This is a genomic window from Myroides sp. JBRI-B21084 (assembly GCF_030545015.1).
In the GTDB taxonomy this organism is placed as follows: Bacteria; Bacteroidota; Bacteroidia; order Flavobacteriales; family Flavobacteriaceae; genus Flavobacterium.
Map to the genome: position 1 here is coordinate 917,081 of NZ_CP120653.1, position 19,092 is coordinate 936,172.

At 32.6% G+C, this 19,092-nt stretch carries 14 protein-coding genes; 9 read left to right on the plus strand and 5 right to left on the minus strand.

Annotation, left to right across the window (positions count from 1 at the left end):
• Nucleotides 1-27: 27 nt before the first annotated feature.
• The 4 genes from P3875_RS04515 to P3875_RS04530 are packed head-to-tail and all read right to left on the minus strand — an operon-like array spanning nucleotide 28 to nucleotide 3,733.
• Nucleotides 28-1,065 carry a hemin-degrading factor gene (locus P3875_RS04515; RefSeq protein WP_303445080.1) on the minus strand — a complete coding sequence of 346 codons (1,038 nt, stop codon included), beginning with the start codon at nucleotides 1,063-1,065 and terminating at the stop codon, nucleotides 28-30.
• Nucleotides 1,066-1,077: 12 nt separating this feature from the next.
• The gene (locus P3875_RS04520) at nucleotides 1,078-1,851 is read right to left on the minus strand and encodes an ABC transporter ATP-binding protein (RefSeq protein ID WP_303445081.1); all 774 of its coding nucleotides are present in this window, start codon (nucleotides 1,849-1,851) and stop codon (nucleotides 1,078-1,080) included.
• Complete coding sequence (locus tag P3875_RS04525; RefSeq protein WP_303445082.1) at nucleotides 1,848-2,876, minus strand: FecCD family ABC transporter permease; 1,029 nt, start codon at nucleotides 2,874-2,876, stop codon at nucleotides 1,848-1,850. The genes P3875_RS04520 and P3875_RS04525 overlap by 4 nt, the downstream gene beginning before the upstream one ends.
• Entirely contained in the window at nucleotides 2,876-3,733 is an 858-nt protein-coding gene (locus P3875_RS04530) for a heme/hemin ABC transporter substrate-binding protein (protein ID WP_303445083.1), read from the minus strand. Before P3875_RS04530 ends, P3875_RS04525 begins: the two co-directional genes overlap by 1 nt.
• 145 nt (nucleotides 3,734-3,878) lie before the next feature.
• Between P3875_RS04530 and P3875_RS04535 the strand changes: the two genes are divergently transcribed.
• From P3875_RS04535 to P3875_RS04545, 3 genes are all read left to right on the plus strand, one after another.
• Nucleotides 3,879-5,999, plus strand: a complete 2,121-nt coding sequence (locus P3875_RS04535) for a TonB-dependent receptor plug domain-containing protein (protein ID WP_303445084.1) — start codon at nucleotides 3,879-3,881, stop codon at nucleotides 5,997-5,999.
• Between the two features lie 12 nt (nucleotides 6,000-6,011).
• Entirely contained in the window at nucleotides 6,012-7,115 is a 1,104-nt protein-coding gene (locus P3875_RS04540) for an HmuY family protein (RefSeq protein ID WP_303445085.1), read from the plus strand.
• A 173-nt stretch (nucleotides 7,116-7,288) separates the two neighbouring features.
• Complete coding sequence (locus P3875_RS04545; protein WP_303445086.1) at nucleotides 7,289-7,948, plus strand: peptidoglycan-binding protein LysM; 660 nt, start codon at nucleotides 7,289-7,291, stop codon at nucleotides 7,946-7,948.
• A gap of 69 nt (nucleotides 7,949-8,017) precedes the next feature.
• Here the strand turns inward: P3875_RS04545 and gldJ are convergent, their stop codons facing one another.
• The gene (gene gldJ / locus P3875_RS04550; protein WP_303445087.1) at nucleotides 8,018-9,643 is read right to left on the minus strand and encodes a gliding motility lipoprotein GldJ; all 1,626 of its coding nucleotides are present in this window, start codon (nucleotides 9,641-9,643) and stop codon (nucleotides 8,018-8,020) included.
• A 188-nt stretch (nucleotides 9,644-9,831) separates the two neighbouring features.
• Here gldJ and porU point away from each other — a divergent pair, with 188 nt between their 5' ends.
• The 6 genes from porU to P3875_RS04580 all read left to right on the plus strand — a co-directional run bounded on the left by porU (nucleotide 9,832) and on the right by P3875_RS04580 (nucleotide 18,694).
• Nucleotides 9,832-13,635, plus strand: a complete 3,804-nt coding sequence (porU, locus tag P3875_RS04555) for a type IX secretion system sortase PorU (RefSeq protein WP_303445088.1) — start codon at nucleotides 9,832-9,834, stop codon at nucleotides 13,633-13,635.
• Nucleotides 13,636-13,682: 47 nt separating this feature from the next.
• The gene (gene porV / locus P3875_RS04560) at nucleotides 13,683-14,891 is read left to right on the plus strand and encodes a type IX secretion system outer membrane channel protein PorV (RefSeq protein WP_303445089.1); all 1,209 of its coding nucleotides are present in this window, start codon (nucleotides 13,683-13,685) and stop codon (nucleotides 14,889-14,891) included.
• Nucleotides 14,892-14,951: 60 nt separating this feature from the next.
• The gene (gene cdd, locus P3875_RS04565; RefSeq protein WP_303445091.1) at nucleotides 14,952-15,434 is read left to right on the plus strand and encodes a cytidine deaminase; all 483 of its coding nucleotides are present in this window, start codon (nucleotides 14,952-14,954) and stop codon (nucleotides 15,432-15,434) included.
• Between the two features lie 72 nt (nucleotides 15,435-15,506).
• Nucleotides 15,507-16,898 carry a nucleotide sugar dehydrogenase gene (locus P3875_RS04570; RefSeq protein WP_303445092.1) on the plus strand — a complete coding sequence of 464 codons (1,392 nt, stop codon included), beginning with the start codon at nucleotides 15,507-15,509 and terminating at the stop codon, nucleotides 16,896-16,898.
• Between the two features lie 460 nt (nucleotides 16,899-17,358).
• Nucleotides 17,359-18,090, plus strand: coding sequence for a hypothetical protein (locus P3875_RS04575; protein ID WP_303445093.1), 732 nt, complete (start codon nucleotides 17,359-17,361; stop codon nucleotides 18,088-18,090).
• Entirely contained in the window at nucleotides 18,074-18,694 is a 621-nt protein-coding gene (locus tag P3875_RS04580; RefSeq protein ID WP_303445094.1) for a hypothetical protein, read from the plus strand. Before P3875_RS04575 ends, P3875_RS04580 begins: the two co-directional genes overlap by 17 nt.
• Nucleotides 18,695-19,092: the final 398 nt, after the last annotated feature.

Consider the following 19,092-nt stretch of genomic DNA (forward strand, 5'->3'; position numbering starts at 1 on the left):
AAGGCTGAGATTTCAGCCTTTTTTTTATTAATTTAAGTTTTCAATGGTTTTTCTCCAAATGTCCAATTCTGGAATGCCTGGTTTGCGTTTACCAAAAAATTGCACAATAATTTCGCCCATTTCGTTAAACACTTCAATAGCTGTAACTATACCATCTTCAGTTGGTTTGCGTACTACCCATGTTTGTGCAATTTTGCTCATATCTAAATGTAAGTTAAAATCAGGATCCATTATATTAAACCAATCTTGGTGCCACATGGTTTTACGAATAATTCCCGTATGAATTTGTATATTGGCTTTGTTGCCTACAAAAACCATAATTGGTGTTTTTTCTTTTGCAACTTCTTCTAACATTGTAACAATATCATTTTTAGAAATTTGTTGCGCATGGTTGGTTGATGGTGCCAAACGCAAGGCTTGTGTGCGTGTTACACCAAATTTGCGCAACATAGCAAAAAAATCGTGCGTATCTTTTAAATTTAACCAAGCTTGTTTAAAACCAGCTGTATCAATTTCGTTGTCTGGTTTTTCGTCTAAGTTTACATTGTAAGCTTCTATAGTTTCAAATGTTTCTTGAATAGTGCTTTTGTATTTTTCTACCAAGGTTTCATAGGCTTGCTCATTGCTATCATCGGTTAAAAATATTTTGTGAATAGCTTCGCCATCTTTACCAAAAAACTGTATGCTTTTTGAAATTCCACGCGCGTTTTCTTCAACCACAGCAAAAACTTTTTTCCAATGCCCTAAAAAAATGCGTAAATCAATATCATCGCCTACAAATAAACCAGCATGTGGGTTAGAAAAGTCGCCGTTTAAATACACTCCTTTGCGTTCGTGTACACATTCGTTGTTGCGTGTTAAAGCCATTACTTTTCCTAGTGATTCAATTTCGGTTAAAATTTCTTTCATTTCTGGTCGTAAACGTATAACGCCATTTCCTATTCTCGTAGCTAAAAGCTCCATTTCGCTTACTCCTAATTTTTCAGCTGCATTGCGTATACGTAAGTGTGGTTGTTCTTTTTTAAGTTGATTCCACTGAGTTTTTAAATCTGCTGTTGTAGTCATGTTTTTTAATATTTATCCAAATAATATGATTAAGTTTTTATTTTCAGGGTGTTTTGTAATTGTACAAGGATATTTATAAACCCTTGATAAGCGTTCTTGCGTAAGTACTTTTGTTGGCACATCAAACATTTCAATGCAACTCTTGTTCATTAAAATTAAACGGTCGGCAAATTGTGATGCAATGTTTAAATCGTGTAAAACTACCAATGCAGTGTTATTTTTTTGAGTGAATTTTTTAATTAAGTGAAGTGTTTTAAATTGATGTGCTACATCTAAATTGTTCAAAGGTTCATCTAATAAAAGCAATTTGTTTTCAATTGAATTTTCTAATTGAGTGAATACACGAGCCAAATGCAAACGCTGCTTTTCACCGCCCGACAATTGTTCGTAGGTACGATTTGTTAAATGCGCTGTTTCTGTTTTTTGCATCCATTTGTAAACAATTTCAAAGTCATTTTTATTAGGTTCCGCCTTAAAATAAGGGTATCTACCCATTAAAACAATTTCATCATTTTTTAAGTTGATTTCATTTGAATGATGTTGTGAAAATTTGGCACGATGCAAGGGTATTTCTTGTTTTTTATAATGATTGATATCATAGTTTTTAAAGCAGAATTTTTCGGTTTGATATGGTATTTCATTTGCAACACAACTTAAAAAGGTTGATTTTCCTGCACCATTAGGTCCTACAATAGCTATTAACTCACCTTTATTTACTTGTAAATTGATGTTTTTTAAAAGAAATTGGTTGTTGACTTTATGGTTTAAATTACAAATTTGTATCATTTTAATTTTCTTTTATAATTGATTAAAATCGAAATAAACACTGGTGCGCCCATAATTGCAGTTATAATACCTATAGGTAGTTCGGCTGGTAAAACTACTAGTCTACTTATTGTATCGGCAATAAGCATAATCACAGCACCTAATAACATTGAAAGTGGTAATAAAATAACGTAATTTGATTTAAAAATAAATCGTAAAATATACGGTACAACTAACCCTATAAAACCAATGGTACCATTAAAAGCAACAATGCAGCCAACCATTAATGAGGTAGTAATTATGATTTGTTTTTTTGTTTTTTCGATATCAAATCCTAAATGAGCCGCTTCTTTTTCGCCTAACATTAAAGCGTTAAGAACTTTACCTTTGCGTATCAAAATAAAACTGCCAGTAACCACCACAATACTTACAATAAAAACCTTCCACCAGTTTGCACCTGCTAAACTACCTAAAGACCAAAAGGTAATGTTTCGCAATTCTTCTTCGGTTGATAGATAAGTTAAAAAGCCTGTAACTGCGCCTGTTAAAGCCGAAACTGCTACGCCCGAAAGTAATAAAATTAATATGTGCGTTTTACCGTTTGCAGTTGCCATTTTATAGACAAAAAGCATTGTTAGTAGAGCTCCCAGAAAAGCCATAATGCTAAGTAATACATACTTTAAAAAATCTGTTAATAAATGCATTATCAAACCTCCAAAAACAATTGTTAAAGCTGCAAATAAAACAGCACCCGAAGTTATACCTATTAAATCGGGCGATGCTAAAGGGTTTTTAAACAACCCCTGTAAACTAGTGCCGCTAATAGCTAATCCAATACCACATAATATCGCCATTAATATACGCGGTAAGCGCAATTCTATTAATACATACGTATCTGGTGTGTGGTTGTTTGTATTTATATAGGTATATATACTATCTAACATTGAAGTGTTAAAATCATAGGCACCTAAATACATTGCTGTAACCAAAGAAGCAAGTAAAATTATGTAAAACAGGCGTTTGTAAACAGCAATTTTTTTCTTCATTATTTTAATTTATTGTGTAATTGTATTACAGCATCGCCTAAACGAGGACCAAAACCTGATAGTAAATGGCCGTCCATAGCTATAATTTTTTTGTATTTTCCTGCGTTTGTTGCAGTAACACCTTCAATTTTTAATAATCCGTTTATACCGCCCAAACTTTGTAATCCACTGTCAAACATTAATATAACGTCTGGATTTGTTGTAAGTAATGCTTCAGGAGTTAAAGGTTTAAAATCGGTTAATGCTGATGCTGCGTTTTCGGCACCTGCAAGTTCTATAATGCTATGTAACGGAGTTTCTTTACCTGCCACCATTAAATTTCCTGCGCCACGTGCATATATAAAAAGGACTTTAGGTTTTTTTGCAAACGTTTCAATCGTTGCTGTTTTGTTTGAGATTTCATCTATAAGTGGTTGATAGTTTTTGTTTTTTATTGTTGAAGCTATTTGGGTAATTAAATTTTTGGTTCCAATTACACTATATTCTTGGTTAATTAATACCAAGGATACATTTGCCTTTTTTAATTGATTGGTAACTGTAGGGTTTACTTCTTTTGTGGTTCCAAATACAACAGTAGGTTTTAAAGCCAAAATACTTTCAGCAGATATAGATCGAACATGACCCAAATCTATTGCTTTTAAATTGGTAGGGAAAGTAGATGTAACATCTTTACCAACAATATTGTTTGCAACGTTTAAAGCAGCAAGGGTTTCAGTTATTGCTCCATTTAAAGATACAATACGTGTAATGTCAGTTTTTTGACTTTCTGCAACGCTTGGTAAACTAAGTGTTTCTGGATTTTTTTTGCAACTAACCAAAACTAAAGTAAGGGCAAGAATTGAAAGAATTTTTTTCATTTATTATTTATATTAAGATTAAATTAAATTAATTTTTCGCATCACAAAAGTAAAATATTTTTTTAAAAAACAAATATTTATTTAGAATAAATAAAAATAACTCTCTACTTTTGCTTCGTTGTTTAATTTAGAATAAATACAAATAATGAAGTGTTCTTGCTGTTTTATAACTACTTTTTTAATGTACGGTTGGGCTGTAAATGCTCAAGTTGATTCGCTAACACCTAGTTTGAAGGATATAAATCTTGAAGAAATAGTAATTACTTCGCAAATTGATCCTCAATCTTTAAATAAGTCAGTTAATAATATCAGAGTTATTTCAAAAGAAATGATTAAAAATTTAGGTGCAGTAACATTGAGTGAGGTTTTAAATCAAACCATTAATATTACCGTTACACCAAATAGTTCAACAGGTGCTTCTACGGTATCAATGTTTGGATTAAATGCAGCTTATTTTAAAATTTTAGTTGATAATGTTCCTTTAGTAAACGAAAATGGTTTGGGTAACAATACCGATTTAAGCCAAATAAGTTTAAATGATGTAGAACAAATTGAAATTATTGAAGGTGCCATGGGTGTTACACATGGTGCTAATGCGGTTAGTGGTATTTTAAATATCATTACAAAAAAATCAGCCAAAAATACATGGCAACTACAACTTACAAGTCAAGAAGAAACTATTGGAAGCGAATATAAATTATTTAGTCAAGGCAAACACATTCAAAGCTTTAAAGCCAGCCACAATGTAAATGAACATTGGTTTGTGAGTTTAGGAGCTGATCGAATTGATTTTCAGGGTTATTTAGGTGGTCAATTAGGTAGTAATTATAGTTTTAACGATGGAAAACGCGGTTATAAATGGTCACCATCGCAACAATTACAACCCCATGCATTAATAAGTTACACAAAGAATAATTTACGATTGTTTTATAAGTTTGAATTTTTTGATAAAGCAATTGATGTTTTTTACCCAACAGTACATTCTACGTATAACGAAACACTAGGTACTTATAAATATAGTAAAGACGAACGCTATTTTACGGATAGATGGTACCAACATTTTAATGCAACGGGTAAAATATTTAACGGACTGCAATTTAATTTATCAACTTCATATCAAGTACAAAAACGTGCTATTGAAACATTTAATTACAACATAACATATGATTTTGAACGTGATAATGTTAAAAAAGTAGATCAATCTATGCACGTTTTATATACAACCGGTACTTTTAGCGATTTTTTTAAAAACAACCAACTACTTAATTTACAAATTGGTTACGAATTGGTAAATAGCAAAGGTTTTTCTATTGTAGATGCTGAACTAAACAGTAAAAAAGATATAAACAAAACCATAAATAATTACGATTTTTTTAGCATTGCCGATATTTCAATAAACAATCGTTTTTCCATTCGTCCAGGATTGCGTTATTCTTTTCAATCGTTATTTAATAATCAATATTCGTACACTTTAGGCGGTAAATATCTTTTTGAAAAAGGGTACGAAATGCGTGCTGCTGTTGGTAAATCGTATCGAACGCCTAATTTTCAAGAATTGTATTTCAGAAATATTTTTGACGGACATTATTTTGTAGGGAACGAAAATTTAATTCCAGAAACCAGTTCATCTTTTGAAACCAGCCTAAAAAAAACAACTACTTTTTATACCTCTTTATTATCAAACCAAATCCTTTTTAGTATAAATGATATTAAAAACCGCATCACTAGCGCTTATGTAGGTGATATGGGTGCAACACCAATGTATCAAAATATAAATATTAGCAAATACCGCAGTATAAATCTATCAACAACAAATCAATATAAATATAAAGATTTTAATCTTGCTTTAAACGGTTCGTTTGTCTGGGTTTCGCAATTGATTGATAATGGTTCGTTTAAAACTTCAGATGCGTATTTATTTACTTATAGTTTAGGTGGAAATGTAAGTTATTTTATTCCTAAATGGAATACAACTTTTGCCACTTATTACAAATTTACTAGTGAAATGCCTTCATGGGAAGTTGGTTCAAAACAATATGTGATATCAAAACTAGGTTCATACAGTTGGTTAGATGCTTCGTTACGAAAAGGATTTTGGAATCATCAATTTGAAACTACAATAGGCGTGCGTAATATTTTAAATGTAGGCGATGTAAACAGATCGCGGATTAATGAAGGTGGAGGTCATTCGGTTGCGTCAAATATACTTTTGGCTTACGGGCGCAGTTATTTTTTAAAGTTAACGTATAATTTAAATTTTAATTAAATATAAATAGAAATGAGAAAATTAGTTTTATGTTTATCAATTGCTGCTTTTGCATTTGTTTCTTGTTCAGAAGATAGCAACACGTTTAACGAACCAGTTGTTATAAAGCCTGTAGATGGAGGCGTTGTTGCTGCTAAAGTAGGCGGACCAAACCAGCCCAACACCGTTTATGTAGATTTAAGTACAAATGTACAAACAACAAGTAAACGCGATATTTGGGATTTAGGTTTTTCTTCAGGATCCGATTTTCGTGTTATTATTAATGGTTCTATAAAAATGGCTGTCAAAAAATTAAACACTACAAATATAGATGCAATTCAAACTAAAGATGATGCGGTTGCAGTAGGGTATACTACAATGGCTAGTTGGGGGTATGTTGATGATCCTACGGGTGTTTTAACAGGAAATGGCAGCGGAAATGGAACCGCAATTGCCGAAATAGCTGCTAATACTGCCGATAATTATGTGTATTTAGTAAATATGGGCTATCAAGTAGGTACATCAACACCAGCCATTGGTTCGGTTGCTTTAGATGGTGACGCACGTGGTTGGAAAAAAATAAGAATTACACGTGATGGTGAAAATTATGTTGTTGATTATGCCAATTTAGATGAAACCACACATAAGACCATTAAAGTGTCTAAAAAAGCCGATTTTAATTTTACGTTTATAAGTCTAACAACAGGTCAAGAAGTAAGCGTACAACCTAATAAAAAACAATGGGATTTTGCTTTTACAGGTTTTACAAATTATTTTATGAGTGGACAAGATCAAATAACGTATTATTTTTCTGACTTTATTTCCACTAATATTTTAGGTGGCACAAAGGTATATATGATTCAATCTACGGCTGAAAATTTAGAAAGCGAATATCCAGCATTTTCTAAAGATAATGTGATTGAAGCTAATTTTACAGCTTCGGTTAATGATCAGCGAATTATTGGTTCTGGTTGGCGAAACGGTGGTGGTCCATCTAGTCAACCTAGCATTAAAGACAATTTATTTTATGTTATAAAAGACGTTGATGGCAATTTGTTTAAACTTAAATTTATTGCATTAACAAACGAAGCAGGCGAACGTGGAAACCCTGTTTTTGAATACGCTTTGCTTAAATAATTTACAAATTTTAGGTGTTTATTAAGGCTTACATGTTATTGTAAGCCTTTGTTTTTTTGAGTAAAATGTTAAGGGTTTCTTATAAAAATATTGAAAATCAGTTGTTTAAAAAATATGTTGTATATTTGCATTCGAAAATTCAAATAGTGACAGTGTTTGAGAAATGATATTGAATGATAAAAAAATGTTCTTATTTTATTGTACCAACAGTTGCAATAGCACTAGTTACAATGGCTTTTAAAAGCACCGAAACGCATGATAATGTAATTGATCACTACAAAGTATCTGCACCTATGGCTTATAATGTACCTACATCGCAAGCAACTTTAAAAAGTATAAACGATGCGTTAATTGCTGAAGATTTTAGTATAGAAACTTCGCACAGTTTTATTGATTTTAAAGAAGCTTTAGCTGTTAAAGAATCAAATGCTAATTACCAATCGGTAAATACATTAGGTTATTTAGGTAAATACCAATTTGGCAAGCAAACATTAAAGTTTTTAGGCATTAGAAATGTGAATGATTTTATTAAAAATCCAGCTTTACAAGAAAAAGCATTTGTTGCATATGTAAAAAAGAATAAATGGATTTTACGCAACGAAATTAAAAAATATGTAGGTAAAAAAATTGCTGGAATACATATTACAGAGTCAGGTATTATTGCTGCTGCTCATTTGGGTGGAGCAGGATCTGTTCAAAATTTTTTGCGATCAAATGGCACCATTGCATTTGTTGATGGTTACGGAACAAACATTAAAACCTATTTAAAGGTTTTTGCAAATTACGATTTAAAAGAAATCAAAGCAGCTAAGAATCCTAAAATTAGCTATTAATAAAAAATACCCCGATGGTTTTACATCGGGGTATTTTTTTTAAGACCTTTTATAAATGAAGATTATATATTAACCTCTTGCTTTTTTCTTAGCGTTTGATTTAGTATTACCTACTTTTGTCATTGCATTTCTAAATCCAACAAAATCAGATGCTTGGTATTGGTCAATAAATCTGCGTGTTGCAGGGTCTAACCAATAAGCTCTATCTTTCCAAGATCCACCTTTAATAACGCGTGAATTGTTGTTAATTAAACTTGTTCTTGTAGAAGAGTCATCTAATGTATATGTTAAATTTCCTTCTGAATCGTAAGCAGCACCATTTTGAGGAGCATTGTACATTTTTGTATTTGGTTGACCAGCTTTTTCAAGGTTGTCACCATCTTTATATGCAATGCTGTTAGTTCCTTGGAAGTTACGTCTTAAGAATGTATCTTCTGTACCAACTGCTTCTTTTCTAATTTCACCAGGTAAAGCACGTGGGCGTAATTTACCATTTGGTAATGTATCGTATTCTACATTAGTGCTTACTACTTGTACAGTTCCATCAGGGTTAATAACACTTTTGTTATAAACATTTCCACGGAAATAGTTCATATCGTTTACTTCTGAAGAAATTGCCGGACGGTAAACATCAGCAACCCATTCAGCAACGTTACCTGCCATGTCGTATAATCCCCAATCATTTGCTGGGAATGATTTTACAGAAGTTGTAATTTCACCAGCATCTGTAGACCAACCAGCTATACCGCCGTAGTCACCACGACCTTGTTTAAAGTTTGCTAAATAATCACCTTTAGATTTACGTGAATTTGTACGTACATCATCAGATCCCCAAGGGTATTTGTTTCTACCTTGTTGGTTGTTGTAAACGCGATCTGATTTTCTTACGCTAGCTGCATATTCCCATTCAGCTTCTGTAGGTAAACGGAATTCAGCAGAAAATACACCATATTCCATTTTAGCATAAACACCTTTTTGACCAGCTTGTGCACGGTTTTTTACACCTTTAAGTACAATACTATCGTTACCAGCATATGCTTTTGTTGGTACGTTTAAATAAGTACTTGTAGAGAATGATTGTTCACCGTAAGCTTTATCAGTTTTAGCATTTTTTGCTATATAACCTGCGCGTTCTAAGTTTAATTCGTTAACACGGTCGGTTCTCCATTTAGAGAAATCGTTTGCTTGAACCCAAGTTACACCAACTACTGGGTAGTTTGCATATGCAGGATGACGCAAATAAGTGTTAGTTAAGGTTTCTGTAAAACCTAATTGATTACGCCATACTAAAGTATCAGGTAAAGCAGCTGCGTAAATTTCACGATATCTTGCTTCTGATGGTGGGTAAACCGCTTTTGTCCACGATAAATATTCTGTGTACATAAGGTTGGTAACTTCAGTTTCATCCATAAAGAATGACTGCACATATTGTTGTGTAGCACTGTTGTTCCAGTCTCCCATTACATCATCTTGTACGCGTCCCATTGTAAATGTACCCCCTTCAATAGCAACCATTCCATAAGGAACTTCTGTGCCATCGTATGACGTGTTATATTGGAAACCACCTTTTTTGTCGTTAATATTCCAGCCTGTTGCCGAAGATGTACTGGCATTGCTGTTTCCACAACTTGTTAGCCCAATTGACGCCGCAATCACAGCTATCAATTGTAATGTCATAATTTTATTAATCTTCATTGTTAAAGTAGGTAATAAATTTCGTTGCAATATAATAATTAGCTTTTGATTAACAATATTAAAATTAAAAATATTTAAAAAAAACTTAAAAAATAAAAAATATTAAGGCCTTAAGCTTCGTTTTAATGTACAATGTAATTATTTTAATTATTTTTATAAAATATTAACTGATTTTTATTTACCAATAAATGAAAAAACTGTTTCCTGTTTTTGCGCTAATGGGGTCTTTAGCTCTAAATGCTCAAACGAAAGATGTACGTTTACAGTGGGCCGAACAAAATTTAACTATTAGTAACGGTTCTAATTTTTTTGTGCCTAGCTTTCAATCAGAATTTTTTAGTTACGATTCTAACGAAAAAAAAATCATTGCTAAAGTTGTTTTAAATAACGTTCAAGGAAACCAATTAAAGGTGGTTTCTCAAAATCTTCAAGCTGTAGATCTATCAAAATATAAAGATATCAACCTTAAAAATATTCCAACCGCTATAAATCCTCAAATTCAATTTTTTACTACAAAAGGGGTACAATCTGCAATTATAACGTTTAACCCTATTATTAAAACGGGTTCGGGATATAGTAAAGTTACTCATGTGGTTTTTGATGTTAATGGCGCTAAATCTGTTGCTAAAGCCCAGGTTTTTACTATTCAAAATTCGGTTTTGGCACAAGGCAATTGGTTTAGATTTAAGGTAAATGAAACAGGTGTATACCGCTTAGATAAAAACTTTCTTACAAAATTGGGGGTTCCTAGCGATATAGATCCTAGAACTATTAAAGTGTATGGCTTTGGTGGAGATATGTTGCCACATGCCAACAGCAAAAACCAATATTTTGATTTGCCCGAAGTAGCCATTCAGTTTCAAGGAGAACAAGATGGTGTTTTAAACGATACCGATTTTGCACTTTTTTATGGTGTGGGAACTAAAGGTTGGAATGCCGAAAACGCCACTCATTTAAATTTATATAGCAACGATGCTTATTATTATGTAACCTATGGTGGGGCTAACGGAAAGCGCATGCAAACGTATGTTGAACCAACTGCTGCTGCAACTGTAAATTATACCGATTATGTTGCGCGTGTGTTTGACGAGAAAAATATTGAAAATATTGCGCAATTAAGTCGTAAAACTTTTGGTGAAAATTTTGGACAAAGCTTTTCTAAGCAAATAACCTTACAAACACCATTAATTAACATGGCAAAACCTGCCAGCATAGGTATAAATGTAGCAGCAATTTCGCAAAATACTACGTTTTTTAATTTTGCAGTAAATAATCAGTCACTTGGTAGTCAAGATATTAACGGTAAATACACCAATGTTTTAGCAAATGAAGGATATTTTGCGCAAAGTGTAAACCTTAATTCTGAAACCCAAAATATTGCCATTAATTTTAACAACAATGGCATTCCTTCGGCTCGTGGTTTTGTAGATTTTGTTTCTATTGACTACCACAAATATTTAGCAGGTTACAACAAACAGTTTGTTTTTAATTTTGCCGATGCAGTTTCGCAAGTTGGGGTAGGATCTTTTCAAATAAATAATGCACAAGCAATTGCACAGGTTTGGGATGTTTCCGATGCTTATAATCCTACATTTAAAACAAATACGGCAAGTACGTTAAATTTAAAAATGCCATTAGGGCAATTAAAACAATTTGTAGCTGTTGATCAGAACGATATTTATGTACCTGCACAGGTAAGTAATGCTAAAATGTTAAACCAAAATTTAAAAGGTAGTATTTTTGCTAACGGAAATGTAGATTATTTAATAATTACTACAAATAATTTAGTTTCGGCAGCAAATCGTTTAGCAAATTTGCACAAAACACACAGTAATTTAAACGTGAAAGTTGTGCCGCTTGAAACTATTTATAACGAGTTTTCTGGTGGCCAGCAAGATGTAGTGGCAATTCGTAACTTTATTCGTTATGTATATTTTGCAGGTAATCAATCTTTAAAATACGTGAATTTATTTGGCGATGCATCTACCGATTATTTTGATGCTTCAAGTAATATTGTTCCTATTTTTCATTACTTACAAAGTAATATTTTATCTACTTCTCAATCAAGTAATTTTAACGATTGGACAACGTTTGCTACCGATGATTTTTATGCACTTTTAGATGAAACCGAAGGCATTCTTAATAACGATACCTACCAAGGAATTGACGTTGCCGTTGGCAGAATGCCTGTAAATAATTTACAAGAAGCTAACGCAATGGTTAATAAAATTGAGTTTTATTTAAGTAAAGATAATACGGGCAGATGGAAAAACGTTTATACCGCCTTGGCCGATGATGTAGATGCAGGTTTTGATTCGCCCTTACAAGTTGCTTTAAACGATATGGCCGATCAATTAATTGCAAATAAACCGTATTTTAATATTTCAAAAGTAATTGCCGATTCATACCAACAACAAGTTGTAGCTGGTGGGCCAAGATATCCAAAGGCAAAAGAAGATTTTTTGAACGGTATAAATTCGGGTAGTTTGGTAGTTAGTTATTTAGGGCACGGTTCCGAAACGGGTTTAGGTGCCGAAAGATATTTTGAAATTCCAGATATTTCAGGACTTAATAATGTGAATAAATTACCTTTATTTGCAATTATGACCTGCGATTTTACTCGTTTTGATAATCAAAAATTAAAATCGGGTGGCGAATTTTTATATCTACGTGAAAATTCAGGTGCCATTGGTATTTTGGCTACAAACCGTAAAATTGGTATTTCAAGCGCAAGTCAATTTACTAAAAATGTATCAACATGGTTGTTTAATTTCAACAATGTGTTGCCTAATGCAAGTATTGCCGAAGCTTTAATGTACACTAAAAACGATTTAACAAATTCGGTTTTTGAACAAGCTATGATTTCTTTCGTTGGCGATCCGGCATTAAAATTAGCACTACCAAAACCAAATATTGTAATCACACAAATAAACAATCAACCAATAGCTAATTTTACAGGCAGCTTACGCGCTTTAGATAAAGTAAAATTAACCGGACAGGTAACTACTGAAGGTGGACAATTAATTACAAACTTTAATGGCGATTTGGCTGTTCAGTTATTCGATAAAAATCAACAAAAAACAACATTAGTAAACGATGGGGTAGGTGACCCTCTAACTTTTGCTACTTTAGGAGAAACCGTATTTCGTGGCAATGCAACCGTTACCAATGGTATATTCGAAATAGAATTTGTTGTTCCAAAAGATATTAAAATTGCAGTTGGCGAAGGAAAAGCTAGCTTTTATGCCGCTAAAAATGCTGCTGTTTTAGATGAATATGCGGGTGCCGATACTACAATAAAAATTGGTGGAGTTAATGAAAATGCAGCCCAAGACAATTTGCCTCCGCAAATAAAATTGTTTATGAACGATGAAACTTTTATTTCAGGTGGAATTACCAATAATTCGCCATTATTTTTAGCACATTTAGAAGACGAAAATGGAATGAACACAGCCAGTGGAATTGGCCATGATATGGTTGCAATTTTAGATGGTGATGAAAATAATCCTATTGTAATGAATGAATTTTACGAAACCGAACCTAATAATTTTGCAAAAGGTTACGTAAATTATCCTTTTAGTAATTTAAAAGAAGGTTTACATACCATTACATTTAAAGGTTGGGATGTGTACAATAATTTAGCAACTGCTACGTTAGACTTTGTAGTGGCTGCCCAAACAGGTTTAACTTTAGATAAGGTTTTAAATTACCCAAATCCGTTTGTAGATTATACCGAATTTTGGTTTCAACACAATCGTCCAAATGAAACACTTCAAGCTCAAGTTCAAATACTTACTGTGTCTGGCAAAATTGTAAAAACAATCAACCAAACCATCGTTTCAAATGGCTTTTTGTCTAAAGATATCAAATGGGATGGTCGTGATGATTTTGGCAATCGCATAGGTAAAGGGGTTTACATTTATCGATTAAAAGTAAAATCAACGGTAACGGGCGAACAAGCAGAAAAAATCGAAAAATTAGTAATCTTGTAGTAGGTTTAAAACTAATTTTTATATTTGTTCAATCTAATAAATAATAAATGAAAAAAATTTCGATAGCAATTGTAAGTTTATTTGCGGTAAATGCAACATTTGCACAACAAGAATTACCTATGCCCGATGGTACACCATTATCGTACAATCCGGCTATTACAACAGGAGTATCTTTTTTAACTATAACACCTGATGCACGCTCTGGCGGATTAGGTGATATGGGTGTAGCAACATCACCCGATGCTTTTTCGCAATTTTACAATCCAGCGAAATATGTTTTTGCTGAAAAACAGCAAGGTTTTGCAATGTCCTATACACCATATATGTCTAAAATTGCAAGCGATATTTCTTTAACTGGTATTAGTTATTACAACCGTATAAACGATCGTAGTGCTGTAGGTACCAGTTTGCGTTATTTTACTTTAGGCGAAATTAACCTTACGAACCAAACAGGCGAATTTCAAGGAGTAGAAAAACCAAATGAATTTGCTGTAGATATTTCTTATACCATTAAATTTTCTGAGAATTTTGGTATGGCTGTTGCTGGTAGATACATTAGTTCAAACTTAAAATTAAGAGGCGATGGCGAAACAAGTGCAAACACAATGGCTGTAGATGTAGCTGGTTATTACGAAAGCGAACGCTTCCAAACCAGTAATGCAGAAGGTAGATTGCGTGCAGGTTTCAACTTTCAAAACATGGGGCCAAAAGTAAGTTATACGGGCGATGATAATTTTGCAAGTAACATTCCAACTACGTTGCGTTTAGGTTTAGGGTACGATTATATTTTAGATAGTTACAATACGGTTACTTTTTACGGTGAAACTACTAAGCTATTAGTACCTTCAAATTTACAACCTACTTTTGTTGATGCAAACGGTAATAAAACTTACGAGAATGGAGAAACGGTAAACAACCGCTTTCAAGAATACCGCGATATAGGTTGGTTCTCGGGTATGTTTAAATCTTTTGGCGATGCACCAGGTGGTTTTAGCGAAGAAATGCGTGAGTTTACTTGGTCTTTAGGAGCAGAGTATTGGTATCAAAATTCGTTTGCCTTTCGCTTAGGATATTTTAACGAAGCCGAAGATAAAGGGGCGCGTAAATTTGCAACTTTAGGTGCAGGTTTTAAATACAATATTGTTAATATAGATGTATCGTATTTATTAGCTACGGGTAAAATACAAAGCCCTTTAGAAAATACACTTCGTTTTTCATTAACTTTTAATTTTGGTAAAGATTATTACAAAAATTAATTTCACAAAAAAATACTAACAAAGTCCAAGCAAATTGTTTGGGCTTTTTTGTCTGTTTATATGAAAAAAATCAACATACCAACAACCTTTTACGCTTATAATACTACTACCGATTTGCCTTTAGAAATACAAAGTTTAATGCAAAAAGCAGCAAATGTTAGGCAACAAGCTTATGCACCTTACTCAAAATTTCAGGTTGGTGCTGCAATTTTACTAAAAAACGGACAAGTTGTTTTGGGTTCAAATCAAGAAAACGCAGCCTATCCATCGGGTTTATGTGCAGAGCGTACAGCTATTTTTGCAGCCGGAGCCAATTTTCCTAATCAAGAAATTACAGCTATTTGTATATCAGCTTCATCAATCTTAAAAGATACGTTAGAGCCTATACCACCTTGCGGCGCTTGTAGACAATCGTTGTTAGAATATGAAAATAAACAAGCAAAACCAATTCCTATTTATTTTATGGGTAAATCAGGACAAATTATTCAATCGCCTTCTGTAAAAAATTTAATACCTTTTACTTTTAAAGAAGATAGTTTATAAATAAAAGTCCAAATCATTTAGTAATTTTGGAATTTAAAAGCAGTATGTAATCTGCAATATTTTAAAAATTTTATGATAAAATCAATTTGTTGTATTGGTGCAGGATACGTTGGCGGACCTACAATGGCGGTAATTGCATTAAAAAATCCACATATAAAAGTAACAGTTGTTGATGTTAACCAAGAACGTATTAACGCTTGGAATTCAGAAAACTTAGAAGCTTTACCTGTTTACGAACCAGGGTTGGCTGAAATTGTGGCACAAACACGAAACGTAAATTTATTTTTTAGTACTAATGTAAACCTGGCTATACATGAAGCCGAAATGATTTTTATATCGGTAAACACACCAACTAAAACCTATGGAATAGGAAAAGGTATGGCCGCCGATTTAAAATATATTGAACTTTGCGCACGCCAAATTGCAAGTGTAGCAACTACAAATAAAATTGTAGTAGAAAAATCAACATTACCTGTTCGCACGGCATCAACCATTAAAAGTATATTAAAGCAGTCGCAAAATAATGTGCAGTTCGAAATTTTATCAAATCCCGAATTTTTAGCAGAAGGAACTGCAATTGTTGATTTGTTAAACCCCGATCGCGTGTTAATAGGTGGCGATTACCACACCCAAGAAGGTAAAAATGCCATTGCTGCACTAACTGATATTTATAAAAATTGGGTAGCAGCTGATAAAATTATTACAACAAATATTTGGTCTAGTGAACTTTCAAAACTAACAGCTAACGCCTTTTTAGCGCAACGAATTTCGTCAATAAATGCTATGTCGGCAATTTGCGAAGCTACCGAAGCAAATATAGATGAGGTTGCTTTTGCAATTGGGAAAGATACGCGTATTGGCGATAAATTTTTAAAAGCATCGGTTGGTTTTGGCGGATCGTGTTTCCAAAAAGATATTTTAAACTTGGTTTACATTGCCAAAACTTTTGGATTGAATGAAGTTGCCGATTATTGGGAACAAGTAATTGTAATGAATAATTACCAAAAAAGCCGTTTTGCACGTAAAATTGTGCAAAAAATGTTTAACACAGTTTCTGGAAAAAAAATAGTAATGTTAGGCTGGGCATTTAAAAAAGATACGAACGATTCACGCGAATCTGCAGCAATTGATATCGCTAATTATTTAATAGAAGAACAAGCTGAGTTACATATTTACGACCCAAAAGTAACTCAACAACAAATTTTAACCGATTTAGAAAAAGCTACCAATCAAACAACCAATCAGTTGCAGCAACAAATAAAAATATACAACCAAACAACAAATATTTTTCAGCAAGCCCATGCCGTAATAATTGTAACCGAATGGGACGAGTTTAAAAATCTTGATTACGCAACAATAAAAACACAAATGCAACAGCCCGCTTTTATTTTTGATGGACGAAACATTTTAAATCCAACTGAAATTACGCAACAAGGCTTCCAATATTTTGGTATAGGTAAATAAAATGTAACAAATATAAGATACCCCGTCAATCACTTGGCGGGATTTTTCTTTTTGGGCGTTCCCCTCACAAACCGCCTTAGCACTAAATACAAGTAAAAACACCCAAACAGTACAAAAAAATATAACGGTAAATTGGCGGGTCGGGCTGTACGCTCATAGCTTTTATCGGCGCTTCCAGTGCCTCAGCCGCCAATAAAAGGCTATCCGCTGCCATCCCTAACGCGGGCTTACAGTTTTTAAAGTTGTTTAAGACTTAATATTCCTTTTGTGAAAATCACGCATTTCAATTTTTTTACAAATTCAACGATTTCGAAGGAAAAAGTGGGCTGAGCTCTAGATGAACGAATCGCGCATTGCGCGCTGAGTTAGACGATGCCACCCAAATGTATTATTACGGCGCACGTTATGGAGTTTATGCTGAGCCCGACGAAGTAACCCAAGAATTAGTATATTTGTAAGTGTGGATCCGTTAGCCGAGCAGACGATGGAGCCATATTTATACACAGGGAACAACCCTATTATGTTTACGGATCCTACGGGGATGGAAAAAACAACTCCAGAAATAATAGTTCCATCCCTATTAACACAGTTAAAGAATGGTGATTTAACTGTAAAGAGTAATACTTTGACTTCAGATTACGCTGGAGTTATGAGGAGGTTCATGGCTACCAATAGTGGTGATTCCTTTGTTAAAAATTTTATGAAAAAAGGTACTAGTTTCCTTGGTAATAAAGCCTCCCAAGACGGTAAATTTTCAAATTACGAATTACGCATATCAGAACATAATATAAAAGATGGAGATACTGAAATTGCTTATTTGTCGGCACAAGCTAGGTTTGTATATGGGATTGATGATAAAACAGATGAATTGTTTTTTCAATTAAAAATAAATACAGATGGTAGGAGTTTAGACACTTTGTTAGAGATAACAGGTCATGAATTAATGTTACATGGTACTAAAATTCAACGTATAATTAATTATTATGAAAAACACGGAAAAGAAAAATTAATAGAGGCTTTAAAGAGGGATGAATTTGGAGGTAATTCAGAACACAAAGCTCTTAAGAATTGGGATTGTACACATCCAGGTGTAAATAATTATGAAAACTTTATGAATGAAGCAATTAATAATGATAAGAATATGAAAAAAACTTTTGAAAGAGAAAATAAATTTTATGAAGAGATATATTAAAAAATTAAATTTTTTATTGATTTTACTGTTTTTTATTTCTTGTACTAAAAGAATAGATTTAACAAATATCAGTAATAATAAAGTTGTAAAAATTGAACAATCAAAAGAAAATATTAAAATTATATTTAAAGATAGTATTCTCCGTGAAATCGAATTATATAGGAATCAAAGAGATGAATATGTATTAGATATAAATACAAATATTTTAAATACTCAAAAAGCTTTAAATCTCAAAGATTCTATTTTTTTAACTAAAACAGAATTTTACAAGAAGTATAATATTTATGATAAAGAAATGAATTTAAACATTTTTGTCAATAATTTTAATTATAGAATTGATGATAATTTATATGTTATGCAAATTTCTTTTTCACCAATTCCTATATATTGTATTAAAATTTATTTTGATTCAAGTTTTACAATAAGAAAAATTTTTTATCAGAATGGAAAAGAAATGATTGTTGGAAAGCATAAAAAATTCAAAATAAGGAATATTAAAAAATATGGTGATTTTTTAAATAAAGTTAGAACAGATAGTATTACTGAGTTAAAAAAGAATCTGTATTTAGATAATACCCAGCTGCGCAAAGTCTCCCGACTTTGAGCAACAATAAAAACCAACAGCCTCTATACACATGTATGAAGACTGTTTTACTATAAAACACTTTACTGTAAATATAAAATCCGTGCCAATGAGTGTAAACTGTTGTAAAAAAATAAAAATTTTCAAAACCAAAAGCCCCGAGCGAAGCGAACAGGCAAAGTAATATTACATATAGTAAGTATGTTTTATTTAGTAAAAACACGCCAACAACAATTGTAATTCAAAATTCATAATTCGTAAATTACTACAATTAAGTAGGTTATAAAAAAACTAAAAAAACATTTGCAAAAAGTTTGCAAAAGCCAAAAAAAGGGTGGTATATTTGCACCCGCTTAGCAGCACAGCAAGCAACACGTTCCTAGAAAAAAAAGTAAAAAATAAATTTGGATGGTATTACA